At 74.0% G+C, this 18,424-nt stretch carries 1 protein-coding gene (only partly in view); it reads left to right on the top strand.

This entire window lies inside a single protein-coding gene on the top strand: locus ACFV2X_RS31775, encoding a lonely Cys domain-containing protein. The 55,479-nt coding sequence extends 17,228 nt beyond the window's left edge and 19,827 nt beyond its right edge, so the window shows coding positions 17,229-35,652 — codons 5,743 (partial) to 11,884 (complete); the first codon wholly inside the window starts at position 2. Both codon boundaries (start and stop) fall beyond the window edges.

The raw sequence follows: 18,424 nt of genomic DNA, 5'->3' as shown, positions 1-18,424 counted from the left end.
CAGCGGCGCGGAGGGCGCGGGCCGCACCCGCGCCGGGGTGCCCGAACCCCGTATGACGGCCAGGGAGTTGACGAGCGGAGAACTGACGGGCCGGACCGGGACCGCACCCCTGGAGACAGTCACCGAGGACCCCGAGGAAACCCCGGTCTACACCCCCGCCACCGTCCTCGCGGACGGCTCGCCCGCCCTGACCTCACCCCAGGGCACCACCCACCCGCTGCGCGACGTGCCCGAGGACGGCACGTCCTTCTACCACGCGTTCATCGCCGCCCACGGCCGCATCACCGACGACGCCGACACCCTCCGTACCCGGTTCGCCGAAGCGCTGGCCGCCCTCCCCGACGACGCCCCGCTGCTGGCCTACCTCGCCCCGGACGAGAAGGACACCTTCACCGCGGCCGAGGTCGAGGCCGCCGGGCTCGACCTCGGCACCGGCACCCCGGAGCGCCGCGAGTTCGACGATTTCGGCGTGATCCCGCACTCGGCCGGGGACCAGCCCACCCCCGAACGGCGCCACCACCCGCTGACCCCGGCCCAGCGCCGCGGCCTGGCGGCCGCGCAACTGCGCCGCCCGGCCGCCCACGCCGACAAGCAGACCTGGGACAACGCCGCGGCCGACCTGCTGCCCGCGCTCGCCGCCCGGATGCACGGCACCGTCGTCCGCGTCGTCCGCGAGGACGGCAGCTTCCTCGACTACCCCCCGGACTCCGAACCCCTGACCGACGACACCACCCCCGGCGTCGTCCTCCACCTCGCCGACGAGCGCTTCCGCGCCGTACTGCCGGAGGAGGTGGAAGCGGGACCGGCCGCCCCCGCCGCCGACACCCCCGCCGAGCCCCCGGCGGACGACGCGCTGCCCGCCCATGCCCACCGCCCGTGGACCTGGGAGGGCCTGACCGACGGCGAGTCCGAGGGCGAGCCCAAGTACGACGCCGCCTCCGACCCGGCCCGGCTGACCGACCCCGACGGCTACGCGTACCGGCTCGCCGTGCCGCCCGGCGACGGAAACCGCTTCTACACGGCCCTGGCCATGGCTTTGAACGACGCCGGAATGCCGTCACCCAACGGCGGCGGCGAGTTCCAGCCCCTCGACCTGTCCTCGTCGGCCTACCTGCCGCTGCCCGGCACGGCGCGGCTCGACCCGCGGGCCACCTTCCGCCTCCAGGAGCTGGCGGGGGCCAGGATCACGCTCACCGACGACCAGCGGCGGGCATTCGAGCGCGGCGGCGGCCGGTTGCCCGAGCCGCCCCTGTCGCTGACCCGGCGGCAGGAGGAAGCCCTCATCCGGGCCCAGCTGTTCGCGGCCCGGCGGTGGAACCGCCCCACCGCCCTGCTCGCGGCGGAACTCGTCGCCCGCAACACGGACATCCACCTGACCCTGGTGCACGAGAACGGCACGATCGACACCTTCGGCGTGGCGCTCGGCGAGGACGCCGGGAACGCCGTGACGCTGTACGAGCGCGGCGACGAATACCTCGCCGCGCTGCCCGAGGGAGACCGCAACCCCCGCCCCCCGCGCGACCACCGCACCACCAAGCCCCAGGAGCCGCCCCGCAGGCCCACCCTCCCGGAGATCGTGGTCCTCCCGCCCGACGGGCCGGAGGGCGCGAAGGACGAGCCGAAGGCGCCGCCGGCCGGCGACGGCCTCGGCTTCCGGAACGAGTTCCCTCCCGTCCGGGACATCGCCGCCGAACTCGCCGAGCCCGCCCGGTCCACCGAGCCGGCCGCGCCTGCGGAGGACCCGGCATCCGGCAGCGACCCGTACGACGACCGCGACCCGCGCGACAGCGACCCGCACGACCGCGACTCGCACGACAGCGACCCGTACGCCGCCGCCCTCGCCGAGTTCGACGCCCTGTCCCGCCTGCACGGCCTGTACGACGCGTATGCGGCACACGGCCCCGGCACCGCACGGGAGGTCCTGCGCAGGCTGGACACCCTGCGGGCGAAGGTCCCCGAACTGGCCGACGGGCCACTGGACCTGGACGCGCTCGCCCGGCACGTGCTGGACCCGGACGGGTTCGGGCCCGTGACCGCCGGCGAACGCGCCGAACTGCTCCGCGTGGCGCTGGACGCGGCGGACAACACGCACAGCCTCGCGGCGCTGGCCGGGCTCCACCTCGCGAGCCAGGGCGTCCTGGGCGTCTGGGACCACGGCGGCGACGCCGACACCTACGCCGCCCGCGTCCTGCACCGGTACGTCGAGAACTCCGGCCCCGAGCACCGCGGGGAGCTGTACCGGCTGGTGAACCGGGCGCGGGACACCGGGCGCGACATCGGCAGCACCGCGGAGCTGGGGGCCTTCCACCTGGAACGTGAAGGGGTACTGGACTCGGAGACCCTCCTGCGGGACACCGGGGGCCGGGCGTTCGGCCGCTACCTGGACGGACACGGCAGGGGCGGCCTTGACTTCGACCCGAGCCGGGTCACCCTGATCCGGTACCGGTCCGACGACGCGATCGACCACGACGCCTCCGTCTCCGTGCCCGCGCCCTGGCACCGGTCCGGCGGCCCGGCGCCCTGGGTGCTCTGGGCGAACGACGCCCTCGGCAACGACCTGCTGACCGGAGTGGTGCCGCCGGAGGACGTCGCGGCCCTGCTCTCCCACGACCCCCAGGTGCGCGCGCTGCCGCCGGACGCCGAGATCGTCTGGCTGCTCCCGTCCGCGGATCCCGAGGAAGGGGAAAGGGACAACGTCGACGCCCTGCTCCTCGCGACCAGCCTCGCGACGGGCCACCTGGCGCGGGCCTCGTACGGCGAGGGCGGCTTCCACCAGGACCAGGGCACCGGCAGGGTCACCCTCGCCCTGGGGCGGGACGCGGCGGGCCGCCCGCAGACGGCCGAGGACTGGGTCTCCATCGCGCCGGTCACGCGCCCCGCGCCCGCACCGGTCACCGCCCCCGACCCGAACACCGTTCCGCGGGTGCTGAGCCGTGCGGACCTGACCGGCCTCGTGGACGGCATGGTGGCGGGGCTGCCGTCGGGGGGCGCGTCGGAGCGGCGGTGCGTGGAACTGCTGGGCGCGCTGCGGGACAAGCTGTACGGGGAGGACGGTGTGCGGGCGGGGGGTGTGGTGGATGAGTCGGTGCTGGACCGGAGTCCGCGTACCCGCCTGGTGCGGGGTCCCGGATGGGGCCGGGTGGGCTCGTGGAGCGCGGTGGGGGATGCGCTGCGGGACGTGCGGCGTGCGGGTCCTGGCTCGGTGGCCCTGGTACTGGCGCGGCGGCCGGGTTCGGTGTCGCTGGTGCGGGGGCGGTGGCCGGAGGACGGGCTGGGGCACGCGTTCGCGGCGTACCACACGGCGGATGACGGTGTGGTGTGGGTGGACGCGTCCGAGCGCGAGCGGCGCCGGGTGTCGAAGCGTCCGCCGAGGGCGGGGCTGTTGTTCGACGCACAGGCGGTGGTGATCGGCCCGTCCGGGCGGGTGGCGTTGGACGCGTTGCGGCCGTTCACGGAGTCGTCGTCGGTGGCGCGCGCGGTGCTGGACGGGGCGGTGCGGGACGAGTACGGGGCCCTCGGCACCGAGACCGAGCTGCGCTATCCGCTCGAAATCGCGCCCATCCCCGCCGCCTATCTGCGGAGTATCAACTTCCCCGTCCCAGAGTCCGGGGACGAGCCGGATCTCATCAAGGTGGTGCTGGCGCAGGGCCCCGGGGTCAAGGTCGTCGTCGACCGGGTCCCCGTGTGGCGTCCCCCCTCCGGCCCGGTGATCATCGACGACGCGGTGCCCGCACCGCCCCTGGGGAGCGTACGAGGCGTCAGCTACATCCCGGAGGTCGTCGTCGATCCGGCGGCCGTGGTCCGGGGTGAGCGGTGGCAGTCGCTGGAGGAGGCGCGGGTCCGGCGGAGGGTGGTGTGTGACCGGCTGGCGCGGACGGGCACGGTCGAGGGAGGCGGGCGGCCGATGCCGCTGGCGGAGCTTCTGGGTGATCTTCCGGGGTGGGAGATCACCGAGATCGGCCACCTGACCACCGTCCATCCCCTCGCCCCGGGCCACGACGGCCGCTCCTACACGCAGTTCAACTCGGGTACCCCCTCGGTCGGTCTGAGAGCGCTCCAGGACCACGCCATGGATAGGGCACAGCCCAAGGGGCTGCTTCTTCTGGCCATGGCGGGGAGGAGATTCGGGGGGCGGGTCGCCCTGGAGTTCGTGGGCCGGTTCGGCTACCGCGACCCGGCGATCGCGGACCGTCTCCCGTTCCTGGCGGCCATCCCGGACGTGGACGAGGTCTGGGGATACACGTGGCGGGCGTTCACCCACGTCGCCGCCAGGCCGCTCAACAACGCGGCCCAACAATTCCTCAAGAGCTGGCTGACGGAGGCGTCCCGGCACGCGTTCGACAGCGCCAGGCGGGATCTGCGGCCAGGCACGCGGGACTTCCTCGACCAGGGGCACGACCGGCTCAGCGCGATGGCCCACGACCTGCTGAGGTCGGAGATGGACCGCCATTTCCAGCTCTTCAGGCCGGGAGAAGCCGTGCCGGAGGGGTACTTCGACACAGCGGTCCGCGATGCCATCGTCGGTGACGTGCCGTCCGCGCGTGAGCATCTGACCGCCGCACTGACGGGCCTCACGTCCCAGGGGGAGCGGATCGGCGCGTACGAGGCGGTCGGGATGGAGGAGTTCCCGGACCTGGACACCGGCGGCGGCCACCTGCTGGTCCCGCTGATGGTGGAGGAACTGCGGGGCTACGGGTTCGACGACAGGCGAATGACCGAGGAGCAGATCGAGCAGGCGCATTCCGACCTGGCGGAACTCGGCAGTGCGATGTACGAGCGGGCGGTAGCGGCCCGGGTCCCGCTGTCCCACGAGGTGCTGGGCGCGTCGGTGGAGCGGATTCTGGGCGATCCGGTGGTCCGGGGGGTCGCCCCGTTCCTGTCCGTGCTCGGCCCCGGCATCCCGCAGGTGGAGGGTCCGAACCGGCGCCTGCTGTCCACGGAGGACGGGATGAACGTGGCCGTGGCGCTGGGCCGTTACGCCCTGGGGCAGCTCCGGCCGCCCGGCGATGTGCCGATGTATCAGCGGCTGGCCGAGGCGGCCGAGCAGGTATCCGGTCTCCTGGAGTCCGGGACGGTGCCCGCTGGTGCGCGTGCGCGGGTCGAGACGGCGCTCCGGGGCGCCCGGGAGGCGCTGCGGGTTCTGCGTGAGGAGCCGCCACCGGCCGAGATCGAGTGGCCGGCGGAGATCCAGGCGCTGAACGGGTCCCGGATTCCGGTGGATCAGGTGCAGGGGGTGTCGTACCGGAACGCGTCGGACGCCCGGGTGGCGGTGTCGCTGCGGCGCGGCGGAGCACCGACACCGTGGCGGCATCGGCAGCTGGAGTCCTACGGCCTGCTGCCGGAGGTGGACCACTTCACGGAGGTGCGGTGGGACCCGGACGAGGGCAACCTGCACCGTGCATCGGCGGTGGTGGCCGAGGGCCCGCGGCGGAGGGCGCCGTTCGGCAGGGTGTTCCTGGTCGACCTGGACGGGGACGGGACCGCGGCGCGGCTGCCGACCGGAGACTGGCCGACTGTGGCGGTCGGCTACGAGCGGGTGGTGGATTATCTCTTCGCGCGCGTACCGGAGTTGACGGCGGCGTCGTGGGATACGGCGGTGCTGGTGGTGGGCGCGGATGTGGCGGGTCCGTACGCGCACGGGCGCGACCCGCTGGAGTGGCCGGTGGCCGGTCAGGTGCTGGCCAACGGTGCCGGCCTGGACCGGCCGGTGTGGACCTCCGGCCTGGGGCGGGAGGTCGGTTTCGCCACGCGTCTGGAGCCGGACGGGCACGGTGGGGCGAAGCGGGTCACGTGGCTGCGGCTGGAGGAAGGGGACTGGCTGGCGGGGTTCCGCAGGGAGCCGTCGTCGGCCCGACTGGCCGCGGTGGCCGAGCGGGTGACCGGTGACCGGAGCCGGGCCGGGGATGTGCTGCGGTGGTGGCGGGCGGTCCGGCTGGTGTACGGGCCGCTGCTGGAGAACGACACAGCGGCGTTCGAGGCTGTGCTGCGCGGTTTCGACGCGCTGGATCAGTGGCGGGCTGTTCGGGGGGACGCTTCTCCGCTGACGTGGACGGGGCTGCGGGATGTCGTCGACCAGTACCGGGAGCTGATGAACGCATACCGTGCCAACTCCGGGCAGGACCCGGTGGAGTGGTGGCAAGCGCTGCTGTTCACCCTGGTGTCGGCCGCGGGCGAGGCCGGGATGGAACTGGAGCTGCACGGCTTCGACCTGGCACCGCGGCATGCCCCCGTGCGGGCGTGGGAGCAGGCACCGGAGCCGGCGGTGGCCAGCCGGGCGGACATGGCCGATGAGCCCCCTGGCAGTCCCGCACCGGTCCGCCCAGCTCTTCCCTCGCCGTCCGGGACCGGGGCCGCCGGCGGGCTCGCACAGCTCGCCGCGGCCCGGCCGCTCGCCGTGGACGCCACCGACTCCGCCGACCTGGTCTTCGTCGTCGCGTGGACCAGGCACGCGCAGGCGTGGAGCAAGCTCGTCGCGGTCTCCGCCCAGTTCACCGCCGCGTTCGCGTCCGCGCCGGCGGGGCGGGACCGGCGGGTCAAGAACGCCCGGGAGAGGTGGGGGCGTGCGCGGGAGAAGGTGGAGGACGCCGAGTCGCGGCTGTGGGCCCTGGGCGTCCCGCTCGGCGCCCTGGCCGAGGCTCGGGCTGCCGCTGTCGGTGAGGCCGCCGAAGCGCCGGACGTGCCGAGGGGTGGCAGCCATCGCCGGTGGGTCGCGGGGTTTTTGACCGAGGATGCCGTGGAGCCTGTCGCGGCGCGGCTTGCCGCGAGCGTCGGCGACAGCCTGGCCGCGGCCGACCTCGCCGCGAGCCACGAGCTGGCCGACGACCAGCGGATCCAGATCGCGATGGCGCTCCGTGGAGACAACCGGGTGCCGGTGGACGTGCTGTCGCGGCTGGAGCTGGCCCGGGTGCTGATGGTGCGGTCCGGTCCCTGGACGGACGGGCTGAACGAGTTGGCGGCGAGCGTGTCGCGGTCGTTGTGGGCGTCGGCGTACGAGGCCTTCGCGGGTGCGGCACCCGAGGGTGCCGTGGCGGCGGATGTCGCGCGGGCGTGGGACATCGCCGTCTTCCTGGTGCTGCCGCCGGAGCCGCACGAGGTGTTGGCGGACTCCCGCTATGCCGTTGAGGAGTACCGCGACTCGGTGCGCCAGGTCGCGGAGCACCTGCTGGAGCAGGGCCCGGACTCGGACGCCGCGATCCGCTCGGCGGGGGCGCTGGCCGACGACCACTGGGCCGGTCGGGGGCGGCGCCGTTGGGACGCACCCGCCCCGGACGGTGCCGGGCCGGGGGGCTCTCCTTCGCGGGTGTTCGCCGCGCCGGTCGCCCCGCAGGCGCCCGCGTCCTTCGGCTCACCCCGGCCCGTATCGCCCGCGCCGTCCGCCCAGCGGCCACCCGCCCCGCCCGCCTCGCCCGCGGTCGCGTCCGCCCCCGGGCTGCCGCCGCTGAGCGTGGTGGAGTTCGCACCAGGCGGGTCGCGCCCGTCGGAGAGCGGGCGGGCGGCCGTCTGGGAGCTGGTGCTGAAGGCGGCGTCGGCCGGTCTGCGGAACTGGCGGGTGGACGTCGCGCCGCCGCAGATCGACATCACCGCGTACGGCGCCGGTGAGGCTGACGGTGGCGAGGGCCGGGTGCGGGCCGTGCGCTCGTTGGCCGCCGGCTATCTGGACCAGGCGCTGGACAGGCTTCAAGGCCCCCCGGTGGCGGGCGTGCAGCGGCTGACCGCACGGGACTTCGCGTTCGGCCTGGCGTGGGGTGACGGAGCCGGGCGTCCCTCCGACGAGGCGGTGGCGCTCGCCGGGGTGCCGCGTGCGGAGCTGGAGCGGCAGGCGACGGTCGCGTTCACGCTCGCCCCGGACGCGGCGGCGCTGGAGCGGCTGGCGGCGCTTCATGCGCGGGACAGGAAGCTGCGCGGCACGGCGTTCGACGTGGACGTGCTGGCCCGCCGGGTGCTGCACCTGCCGAAGGACGCGTCCGTGGAGCAGGCGGTGCGCGCGGAGTTGTTCGGGCTGGTGCGGGACGCGGAGCAGGCAGGGCGGGCGGGGAGCCTGGTGGCGCTGGGCGCGTTCCACCTGGACAAGCTGGGGGCGGCCGGGCCGGATGGGAGCAGCTACTTCACGGTGCCGGGAAGCGGCGGTGCGCGCCGGATCCCGGGTGTCAACTGGCTGGGGCCCGAGGTCATGGGGGCGATGGACGCCCTGGAGCTGGACACGGACTGGGGTGATGTCCTCGCGCCGCAGTGGGATGGCTCTCTGATGGTCAGTGGCCCTCGTCGGGCGACGCCGTGGCCGAAGGGGGAGACTCCGGTCGTCGCCGGAGGCGACATGCGTGACGGCAGGGTGGTGGTGCGGCTGCCGGACCGTTCGACGCGGGACGCGGACGTCGAGGAGTTCGTCGAGCTGATGGCGGTCGCCGTGGCACGGGCGGGTCTGTCGGGCACACCGATCGTGCTGGCGATTCCGTTCCTGGGCCAGTACCGGCTGTTGCTGCAGGAGCTGACGGAACGTACCGGCCTGGAGGTGTGGGCGCACAGCGGTGAGGTGCGGGTCGGCGCGCGGCCCGACGGGAAGAGCCGTATCGGCACCGTGTCCGGGCGGCCCGGGGTTCCCGTGGGCACCTGGTTCCCGCTCCGGCCGGGGGAGGGCCCCGTTCTCGACGAGAGCGTGCCCGGGTGGTACGGGGACGTGCTGCTGTGGCCGGTGGTCAGCGAGGCGACCGGAGAGCCGTTCGCCTACGCCTCGTTCGAACCCGGCCCGTACGCGGTGGAGGAGCGCCGCGGCGGCCGGATGAGGACGTCCGTCCACTTCTACCCTCCCACGGAAACCCTCGGGCCGGAGTTCGAGCTGCCGCGTCCGGGTCCCGAGGCCGACCCGTTCCCCGATACCGACGCGTTCCGCTTTGACGCGCATGGTGGGCGCGGCTCCATGAAGGTGGCGGTGTGGAGCGGGAACCGCGTGGCCAGTCGGAGCCTCACCGAGGACGAGACGGTGGCGTGGGTGAAGTGGCTGGTGGCCCACTTGCCCAGGGACCGCTGGCTCGACCTCGCCGCCTGCTGGCTCGGCACCCCCAAGGACAGCACCAGGCCGCCGGGGCCTGTCAGGAGGGGCTACTTCGCCCTCGGGGGGTTCGTGGCCGATCCGCTGCGGGAGCTGTCTGTCGCCGATCGGGTCGCGGACGAGACGGAGTTCTGGGTGCGTGCCTCCACCGGTCCACTGCGGACTGGGACGCTGCGCGGGAGCGGCAGGAGCGTGTGGGGCGTGGACGCCGATGCCCGGGGGCGGACGCGGGGGTTCATGCTGGCCCGGCCGCGGCCGAAGGGTGCGGCACTGGATCGGCTGGCGGTGGCGGCCCGGCTGCACTCGGGGCCTGACCCGGTGCCGGCGGAGGCGCGGGTGCGGACGCTCGTGGCGGTGCGGGCACTGCGGTTGATGTTCGGGCTTCATGTGGACAATGCGGACGACTCCGTGGAGCTGCTGCGGGGTGTGCTGGCGGTGGAGGAGATGTGGCTGGCCGATCCGGGTTTCCGGCGGTCGGGTCCGCTGACGCTGGATCTGTTGCGGCGGGTGGTCGCGGCGCATCCGGCGGCCGTGTCCGGGACGGTGGATCAGGATGTGGTGCGCCGGGTGCTGGCCGCCGCGTCGGCGTGGTGGGCGGCGCGGACCCGTGGCCCGCGGGGCGAACGCCTGGAGCAGCCGTGGGACTTCGTGGAGCTGCCGGCGGTGCGGCGGGGTGCCGCGTGGCTGAACGGGCCCGGCGCGACGTCCGAGGCCGTCACCGCTCTGGGCCTGTCCGGCCCCGGTGAGGTGGGTGAGACGGAGCGGTCGCGGATGCTCTGGGCGTACGTCAAGACCGTGGACCTGCTGAACGGACTCGACGAGGCGGGCGTGGACGCGCTCGCCCGGCGGGTCCACCACATGGACCAGGACTTCGACGTCGACCAGGCGGACCGTGACGACCTGCGAAAGGTGCTCACCCGGGCGTTCGTCGTGGGGCGGGACGCGTCCGACCCGGATGAGGCGGCCGCGTTCTCCCTGGAGGAGGTCTACGGGGCGTTCGCGGGCACCGGCATGGACACGGTCCAGGACGGGGCCCGGGGGAGCGCCCGCGACTACACAGGAGAGAGGTGGCCGGGGGTCAACCTCGCGCAGATCCGTACGCCCGGTGGTCTGGTGGACGCGCCGTGGCGGAACCGGAACCGGCAGGCGCCCGCACGGGTCCCCGCGCTGCTGCGGGCCGAACCGGACCGGGTGGATCCCGACAAGATCTGGCTGGTCATCGACGGCCAGGCGCTCCGGATACCGGTCAGCGAGTCCCTTGCGCTGATGGCGAACGACCCCGACCTGACAGACAGGGAGCCGGGCACCGAGATCCTCCTCTCGCATGCCGGGCCGGGCGCCGACATCGCCGCGGTGGCCCAGCGGCTGACGCAACTGGGCAGGCCCGTGCTGTGGACCTTCACCCCGACGAACCTGTCCGGCAAGGACGACCAGGGAAACCCGGTGCTCACAGCGGACTCCGTCCCCGTCTGGCACAGGGCGGAGGTGGAGCCGCCACCCCTCACCGAGCCCGCCCCGCGTCCGGTCCCGCCGCCGTACCCGCTCCCCGGCTCCACGGGGCATGCCGCTCTCGCGGCGCCCTCGGCCGCGGCAACCCCGGCTCCGCGCCCGGCGGCTCTGGCCATGGGGGCTCCGTACGGGGTGGACGAGGACGGGACGGCAACTGCTCCGGGGCGCGCTCCCGGGGTGCTGTCCCGTGGGGAGTTGGCGGGTCTGGTGGATGGTGTGGCGTTGCGGGTGCCGCCGGGGGTGTCGGAGCAGCGGTGCCTGGAGCTGCTGACCGCGTTGCGGGATGAGTTGCATCCTGGCGCGGGGCTGCCGTCGGGTGTGCGGGCCGGAGGCGCGGTGGATGACTCGGTGCTGGACCGGCCGGGTGTGGCGTCCGGTTTGGTGGTGGGTCCTGGGTGGGGCCGGGTGGGTTCGTGGGGTGCGGTGGAGGAGGCGCTGCGGGACGCGGAGGGTGCGGGGCCGGGTTCGGTGGCGTTGGTGCTGGCGCGGCGGCCGGGGGACGGGCTGGGCCACGCGTTCGCGGCATACCACACGGCAGATGGTGTGGTGTGGGCGGATGCGTCGAAGCCCGCAGAGCACCGGGTGTCGGACGCTCCGCCGGAGTTGGGGCTGCTGTTCGACGCGCGGGCGGTGGTGGTCGGCCCGTCCGGGCGGGTGGTGGCGGACGCGCTGGAGCCGTCCGCGGAGTCGTCGTCGGTGGCGCACGCGCTGCTGGACTTTGCGGTGCGGGACGAGTACGGGGCCCTCGGCACCGAGGTCGAGCACCGCTATCCGCTCGACATCGGCCCCCTCACCTCTGAGCTTCTGAGGAGGCTCGGCGTCACGGCTCACGTGGCGGGGCAGCCCGATCTGCGGAAGGTGGTGCTGGCGGAGGGACCCGGGATCAGGGTCACCGTCGATGCGACGCCGTTCTGGTTGCACCGCGCCACGGGCCGGCTCTTCGACATTACGGTGCAACCGCCCCCGGAGGCGGGGTTCGAGAAGGTCTCGCGATTCATTCCGGAGGTCGACACCGATCCCGCGGCGGTGGTTCCCGGCGAGCGGCGGCGGTCCTGGGCGGAGCTGGCGGTTCAGGGGAAGCTGGTGCGTGACCGGCTGGCGTGGACGGGCCAGACCGGGGAGGGCGGGCGGCCGGTACCGCTGCGGGAGCTTCTGGGAGACCTTCCCGGGTGGACGCTCACCGAGGCCGGTCACCTGACCACCGTCAATCCTCTCGCTCTGGGCTACAACGGCCGCGACTACGTGCAGTTCAGCCTGGGTGGCGCCCCGGTGAGCCGCATGATGGCCTGGGACCACGCCATCGACCGGTTGGGGACCGAGCAGACGCGGTCCCTGTTCGTAGCGGGGAGGCGGTTCGGGGCGCAGGCCGCCGGGGAGTTGGTGGGCTGGCTTGGCTACCGCGGTGCGGCGGTTGCGGACCCTCTGCCGTTCTTGGCGGCCATTCCGGATGTGAGTGAGGTCTGGGGATACGGGTGGATGGCGTTCACCCAGTCCGCCGCCGGGCCGGTCGGGCCCGCGTTCGCGGGCCTCGGGACGCTGTTCAAGAACCGGTTGTCGGTGGCGTCCCGGAACCCGTTCGACAGCGTCAGGCGGGCTCTGCGGCCTGGCACGCGGGACTTCCTCGACAAGCGTCACGACCAGCTCAGCGAGATCGCCCACGCCGCGATGAAGGGAGAAGTGGAGCGCACCTTCGCGTTCCACCGGCCGGGCATGGCCGTTCCGGACGGGTTCTTCGACATGGGGGCCGTCCGCAGGCCGTCGCCGCGTGAGCATCTGACCTTCGCGTTGACGGGGCTCACGTCCCAGGGGCGGCGGATCGGCCAGTACGAGTCGGTCGGCATGGACGAACTCCCGGGCCTGGACACCGAGGGCGGTCTGGCCGTTCCGCTGGCGGCCGACGAGTTCCGGGCGTACGGGATCGACGGCTGGCTGATGACCGAGGAGCAGATCGGGCAGGCCGGTGCCGAACTGGTGGAACTGGGCCGGCGGATGTACGAGGAGGCGGTGGCGGCCCGGGTCCCCTTGTCTCCCGAGGTGCTGGTCCGGTCGGTGGAACGGATCGTGAACCATCCGGTGGTCCTGGCGTTTGCCCCGTTCCTGCCGTTGGCCGGCAACGGCGTGCCGCGGGTGGACGGCCCGCCCCGGCCGCTGCTGACGTTGGCGGAGGGGATGACCGTGGCCAGGGCGCTGGCCGGTTACGCCCTGGGGCACATCCGGCTGCCCGCGGACAGCCCGGAGTATCGGCTGATGGCCACGGCGGTGGGGGAGGCGTCCGCTCTCCTGGAGAGCGGGAGCGTGCCCGCCGGGGTGCGTGCGCGCGTCGAGGAGGTGATCAGGAGCGCGGCGAGGGTGCTGACGGCCGTCCACGAGGCGCCCCCGCCCACGATCGAGTGGCGGGAGGAGGTCGAGGCGCTGGACGGGACCCCGGTTCTGGTGGACCGGGTGTCGCTGGTGCGGCACCGGAACGCCTCGGATGTGCCGGTGGGGGTGTCGGCGCGGCGGGACGGTGCGTGGCAGCAGGGGCAGGAGTCCTACGGTCTGCTGCCGTTGGTGGAGTACGTCCCGGAGGCGCGGTGGGGTCCGGGGCCCGAAGGAGCGGCCGGGACTCCCGCGGTCGTGTCGGACGGCTCGTGGGAGGAGGCGCCGTTCGGCAGGGTGTTCCTGGTCGGTCTGGACGGGGACGGGACCGCTGCATGGCTGCCGGTGCGGTCCGAGGACGGCTCGGGCGAGTCGGCTGTGGCGTTCGGCTACAAGGCGGTGATCGACTGTCTCTTCGCCTGTGCGCCCGAGTTGACCGGGCGGCCGGAGGACACGGACGTGCTGGTGGCGGGTGCGGATGTGGCGGGCCCGTACGCGGCCGGCCGTGATCCGCTGGAGTGGCCGGTGGCCGGTCAGGTGCTGGCCAACCAGACGGGCTTCGACGGGTGGGTGTGGGCCTCCGCCCTGGGCCTGGAGTTCGGGTTCACCTCGGGAGTCGAGGAGGTGGTGGACGAGGACGGTGTCACCCGGCAGAAGCGGGTGGTGCGGCTTCAGTTGGCGGAGGGCGACGCGCTGGTGGGGTTCCGCCGGGAGCCGTCGTCGGTCCAACTGGCCGCACAGGCTGAGCGGCTGACCGGTGATCGGACGCGGGTCGGGGATGTGCGGCGGTGGAGGCGGGCGGCCCGGCTGGTGTACGGGCCGCTGCTGGAGAACGACGAGGCGGCGTTCGAGGCTCTGTTGCGCGGTTTCCACGCGCTGGACCTGTGGCGGGCTCGCGAGGGCGATGTCTCCCCGCTTACTTGGAATGCTCTGCGGGGCCTGGTCACCGCGTACGCCTCCGGGTCCGGGCGGGCCACGACGCCGGCGCAGGCGCTGCCGCTGGCTTTGGCGGCGGCTGCGGCCGAGGTCGGGGTGGATCTGGGGCCGTCGTTCCGTTTCGACCTGACGCCGCGGTACGAACCCCGGCGGGCATGGGAGGAGGCCCCGGCGTCCTCGGCGGCAGGCCGGGCGCTCACCGCCGTCGAACCGCCCGCGCCCGTACACCCGGCCCCTCCGCTGCTGTCCGGACCCCGGGCTGCCGCGGGGGTCGCACAGCTCGCTGCCGCCCGGCCGCTCACCGGGGATGCCACCGATTCCGGCGGCAGGGTGCTCGTCGCGCCGGTCGCCCCGCAGGAGCCCGCGCCCGCGTCGCCCGCTCCGCGGGCGTTCGAGCCGCCCGCCTCGTACGCCCCGCAGGCGCTCGCGTCCCCCGCGCCGCCCGCCGCGCTCGCCCCGCCCGCCGCGCCGTCCGTTCCGCAGGCGGCTGCCTCGCCTGTGGCCGCGCCGGCTCCCGGGCTGCCGCCGCTGAGCGCGGTGGAGTTCACGCCGGACGGGACGGGCCCTTCCGGGAACGGGCGGCAGGCTGGTTGGGAACTGGCCCTCAAGGTGGCGGCTGCCGGCCTGCGGAACCGGGATGCGGACGTCGCGCGGCCGGAGATCCATATCACCGCGTACGGCGCCGACGGTGGCGAGGGGCGCGCGCGGGTCGTGCACGCGTTGTTCACCGGCCTGCTCAACCAGGCGCTGGACCTCCTTCAGGGTCCCCCGGCCGAGGGGACGGCACGACTGACCGCGCAGGACTTCGCGGTGTCCCTGCGGGGGGCTCCCGGGGGACCCTCCGACGAGGTGGCCGCGCTCGCCGGGGTGCCGCGTGCGGAACTGGCACGGCAGGTGACGGTCGGGATCACCCTCTCCCGGGACGCGGTGGCCATGGAGCGGCTGGCGGCTCTGCACGAGCAGGACCGGCGGTTCCGGGGCAAGGCGTTCGATGTGGACGTGCTGGCCCGTCGCATGCTGCACCTGCCGAAGGACGCGCCGGTGGATCAGGCGGTGCGTACGGAGCTGTTCGGGCTGGTGTGGGCCGCCGAGGCGAAGGGACGGGCGGGCAGTCTGACGGCGCTGGGCGCGTTCCACCTCGACCAGTTGGGGGCGGCCGGGCCGGGCCACAGCACCTACTTCACGAAGCAGTGGAAGCAGATCCCGGGCGTCAGCTGGCTGGGCCGTGACGTCATGGGGGCGATGGGCGCCCTGGAGCTGGACACGGACTTGAGCGAGGTCCTCGTCCCGCAGCCGGACGGCAAGCTGACGGGCAGTGGTACCCGGCGGGCGACACCGTGGCCGAAGGGGTCGGCGCTGTACGTCGTCGCGGGTGACCGGCGTGACGACATGGTGGTGGCGCGGCTGCCGGACGAGTCGACGCGGGACGCGGACGTCGAGGAGATCATCGAGCTGGAGACCGCCGCCGTGGAGCGGGCGGGTCTGCCCCCGGGCACCCTGATCGTGCTGGCCGTTCCCTTCCTGGGCCAGTACGGCGTGTTGCTCCAGCAGTTCGCGGAACGTACCGGTCTGGAGGTGTGGGCGCACAGCGGTGAGGTGTCGGTCAGCACGTGGGCCGATGGGACGGGCAGCATCGACACGGTTGCCGGACGGCCCGGAGTTCCCATCGGCGACTGGGCCTCGTTCCCGCCGGGCCAGGGGCCCGTTCCCGACGAGAGCGTGCCCGACTGGTACCTGGACGTGGTGATGTGGCCGGTCATCAGCGAGGCGATGGGAGAGCAGACCGGCTACGCCTCGTTCGAACCCGGCCAGTACGCGAGGAACTACGAGAAGATCGAGCGCATCAGCGACCGGATGCCGACGTTTGTCCACTATCACTTCCCCACGGACACCGACGGGCCGGAGCAGGAGCTGCCGCGTCCGGGGCCCGAGGGCAGTCCGTTCCCCCTGGCCGACGCGTTCCGCATCAGCGCGCATGGCGTCCCGGGCTACATGATGCTGGCGTTCCGCAGCGGAAACGGCGTGGTCAGCCGCTTCGTCGACGAGGCTGCGGGGGTGGCGTGGGTGAAGTGGCTGGTGTCCCGGCGGCCCAAGGTCGGCTGGATCGACTTCTCCGACTGCTGGCTCGGGACTCCCAAGGACAGCAACAGCCGGGGGCCCGCCATGAGATCACCCTTCGCTCCCGAGGTGTTCGTGGCCGATCCGCTGCGGGAGCTGTCCATGGCGAAGCGCACCGCGAACGAGACGGATCTCTGGGTGCGTGCCTTCCACGGCCAGCTGTCGGATGGGGAGCAGCCCGGGACCAACAGGCAGAGGTGGGTCCTGTACACCGATTCTCAGGGGCAGCCCCGGGATGTTGCCCTGGAGCGGCCGGATCCCAAGGGCGCGAAGCTGGGCCGGTACGTGGTGATGGCGGGGCTGCACTGGGGGCCTGGTCCGGTGTTGGCGGAGGTGGAGGAGCGGACGCGGATTGCGGTGCGGGCGCTGCAGTCGATGTTCGGGGTCCATGTGGAGGACCGTGCCCACTTCGGGGAGCTGCTGCGGGGTGTGGTGGCGGTGGACGAGATGTGGCTGGCCGATCCGGAGTTTCGGCGGGTGGGTCCGCTGACGCTGGATCTGGTGCGGCGGGTGATCGCGGCGCATGCGGGGCCCGGGGTCGAGGTGGACCAGGACGTCGCCCGCGACGCGCTGGTCGCGGCGGCGGCGTGGTGGGAGGCCCGGCCCCGTGGCCCGCGGGGCGAACGCGTCGACATGCCGTGGGACTTCGTGGATCTGCCGGTGGTGCGGCTGGGCGCGCAGTGGGTGCAGGGGGATGAGGCGAGGTCCGAGGCCGCCACCGTCCTGAATCTGCCCGAACCCCGTCCGTTGGGTGAGGCGGAGCGGTTGCGGATGCTGTGGGCGTGGACCAAGACCATGGACCTGCTGAACACACCCGGTACGGATGTGGACGAACTGGCCGTGCGCGTGCTCCACCTGGACCCGGACTTCGACGTCGACGAGTCGGAGCGTGCGGAGCTGCGGGAGACGCTCACCCGGGCGTTCGCCGTGGGGCGGGACGCGTCCGACCCGGACGTGGCGGCCGCGTACGACCTGGAGGTGTTCGGGGCGTTCGACGAAACCCGCATCGCCACGGTCCAGGACGGGGTCCAGGGGAGCGGCCGTGACTTCACGGGGGAGTCGTGGCCGGGGGTGAACCTGGCGCGGATCCATACGCCGGGCGGTCTGGTGGACGCACCGTGGCGGAACCGGAACCGGAACCGGCAGGCGCCCGCGTTGCGCCCCCTCCTGCTGCGGGCCGATCCGGACCCACTGGACCCGGATACCGTCCGGCTGACCATCCACAACCAGCTGTTCCAGCCGCCGGTCGGTGAGTTCTTGGAGCTGGCCGCGGTGGACCCCGCACTGACGGAGCGGAAGTACGGCACCGAGGTCGTCTTTTCGCACGCCGACTGGGCTCCCGACGTCGGCGCGGTGGCGCAGCGGCTGGCGCAGCGGCTGGGCCGCCCCGTGTGGTGGACCGAGGACCCGACGGACCTGTCCGACACGGACGACCAGGGCGTGCCGGTGCTCACCGCCTTCGCGAGCGCGGGCTCCGGCCCCGTCTGGCACCTGGCGGTGCCGAAGCTTCCGCCGGCGCCCATCCCGCTCGCCCCGCACCCGGTCCCGCGGCCGTACCCGCTCCCCGGGTCCACCGGGCCTGCCGCTCCCGCGACGGCCTCGGCGCCGACGATCTCGACCACGTCGGCTCTGCCCTCGGCGGTTTCGGCCCCGCGGGCTCCGCGCGGGCCGGACGCGGACGGGGCGGTGGCGCTCCACGGCGACCAGGGCGCCGCGCCGGTCTCCGCTCCCTGGATGCCGGGCCGTGTGGGGTGGGATGAGCACATCGAGACGCTGGACGGAGCCCGGGCCCCGGTGGCCTGGGTGCGGCCGGTGCCGTACCGGAACGCGTCGGGGGCGATGGTGGGGGTCTCGCTGCGCGGAGCCGGAGCCGGGCGGTGGCTGCATCGGGAGAGGTCCAACGGCCTGCTGCCGGACGTGGACCGCTTCACTGAGGTGCGGTGGGCCCCGGATGAGGGCAACGAGGACCGGGCATCGGCGGTCCTGGCAGAGAGCCCGCCGCAGCGGGCGCCGTTCGGCAGGGTGTTCCTGGTCGGTATCGACGGGGACGGGACCGCGGCATGGTTGAGGCCCGGGTCCGGCGCGGCCGTGGCGTTCGGCTACGCGCAGGTGGCGGACTATCTCCTCGCGCATGTACCGGAGTTGACCCGGCAGCCGGCGAATACGGCGGTGCTGGTGGTGGGCGCGGACGTCGCGGGTCCGCACGCGCCTGGGCGTGACCCGCTGGAGTGGCCGGTGGCCGGTCAGGTACTGGCCGACGGTATGCCCCCGGACCAGTGGGTGTGGACCTCCGCCCAGGGCCTGGAGGTCGGGTTCGCCACACGTCGGGAGCCGGACGGGCACGGTGGGTCGAAGCTGGTCACGGTGCTCCGGCTGACGGAGGGCGACTGGCTGGCGGGGTTCCGCCCGGAGCCGTCGCCGGCCCAACTGGCCGAGGTGGCCGAGCGGGTGACCGGT

Origin of the sequence: Streptomyces sp. NPDC059679, assembly GCF_042734105.1 — a bacterium.
In the GTDB taxonomy this organism is placed as follows: Bacteria; Actinomycetota; Actinomycetes; order Streptomycetales; family Streptomycetaceae; genus Streptomyces.
This window is presented reverse-complemented; position numbering and strand designations above follow the sequence as displayed.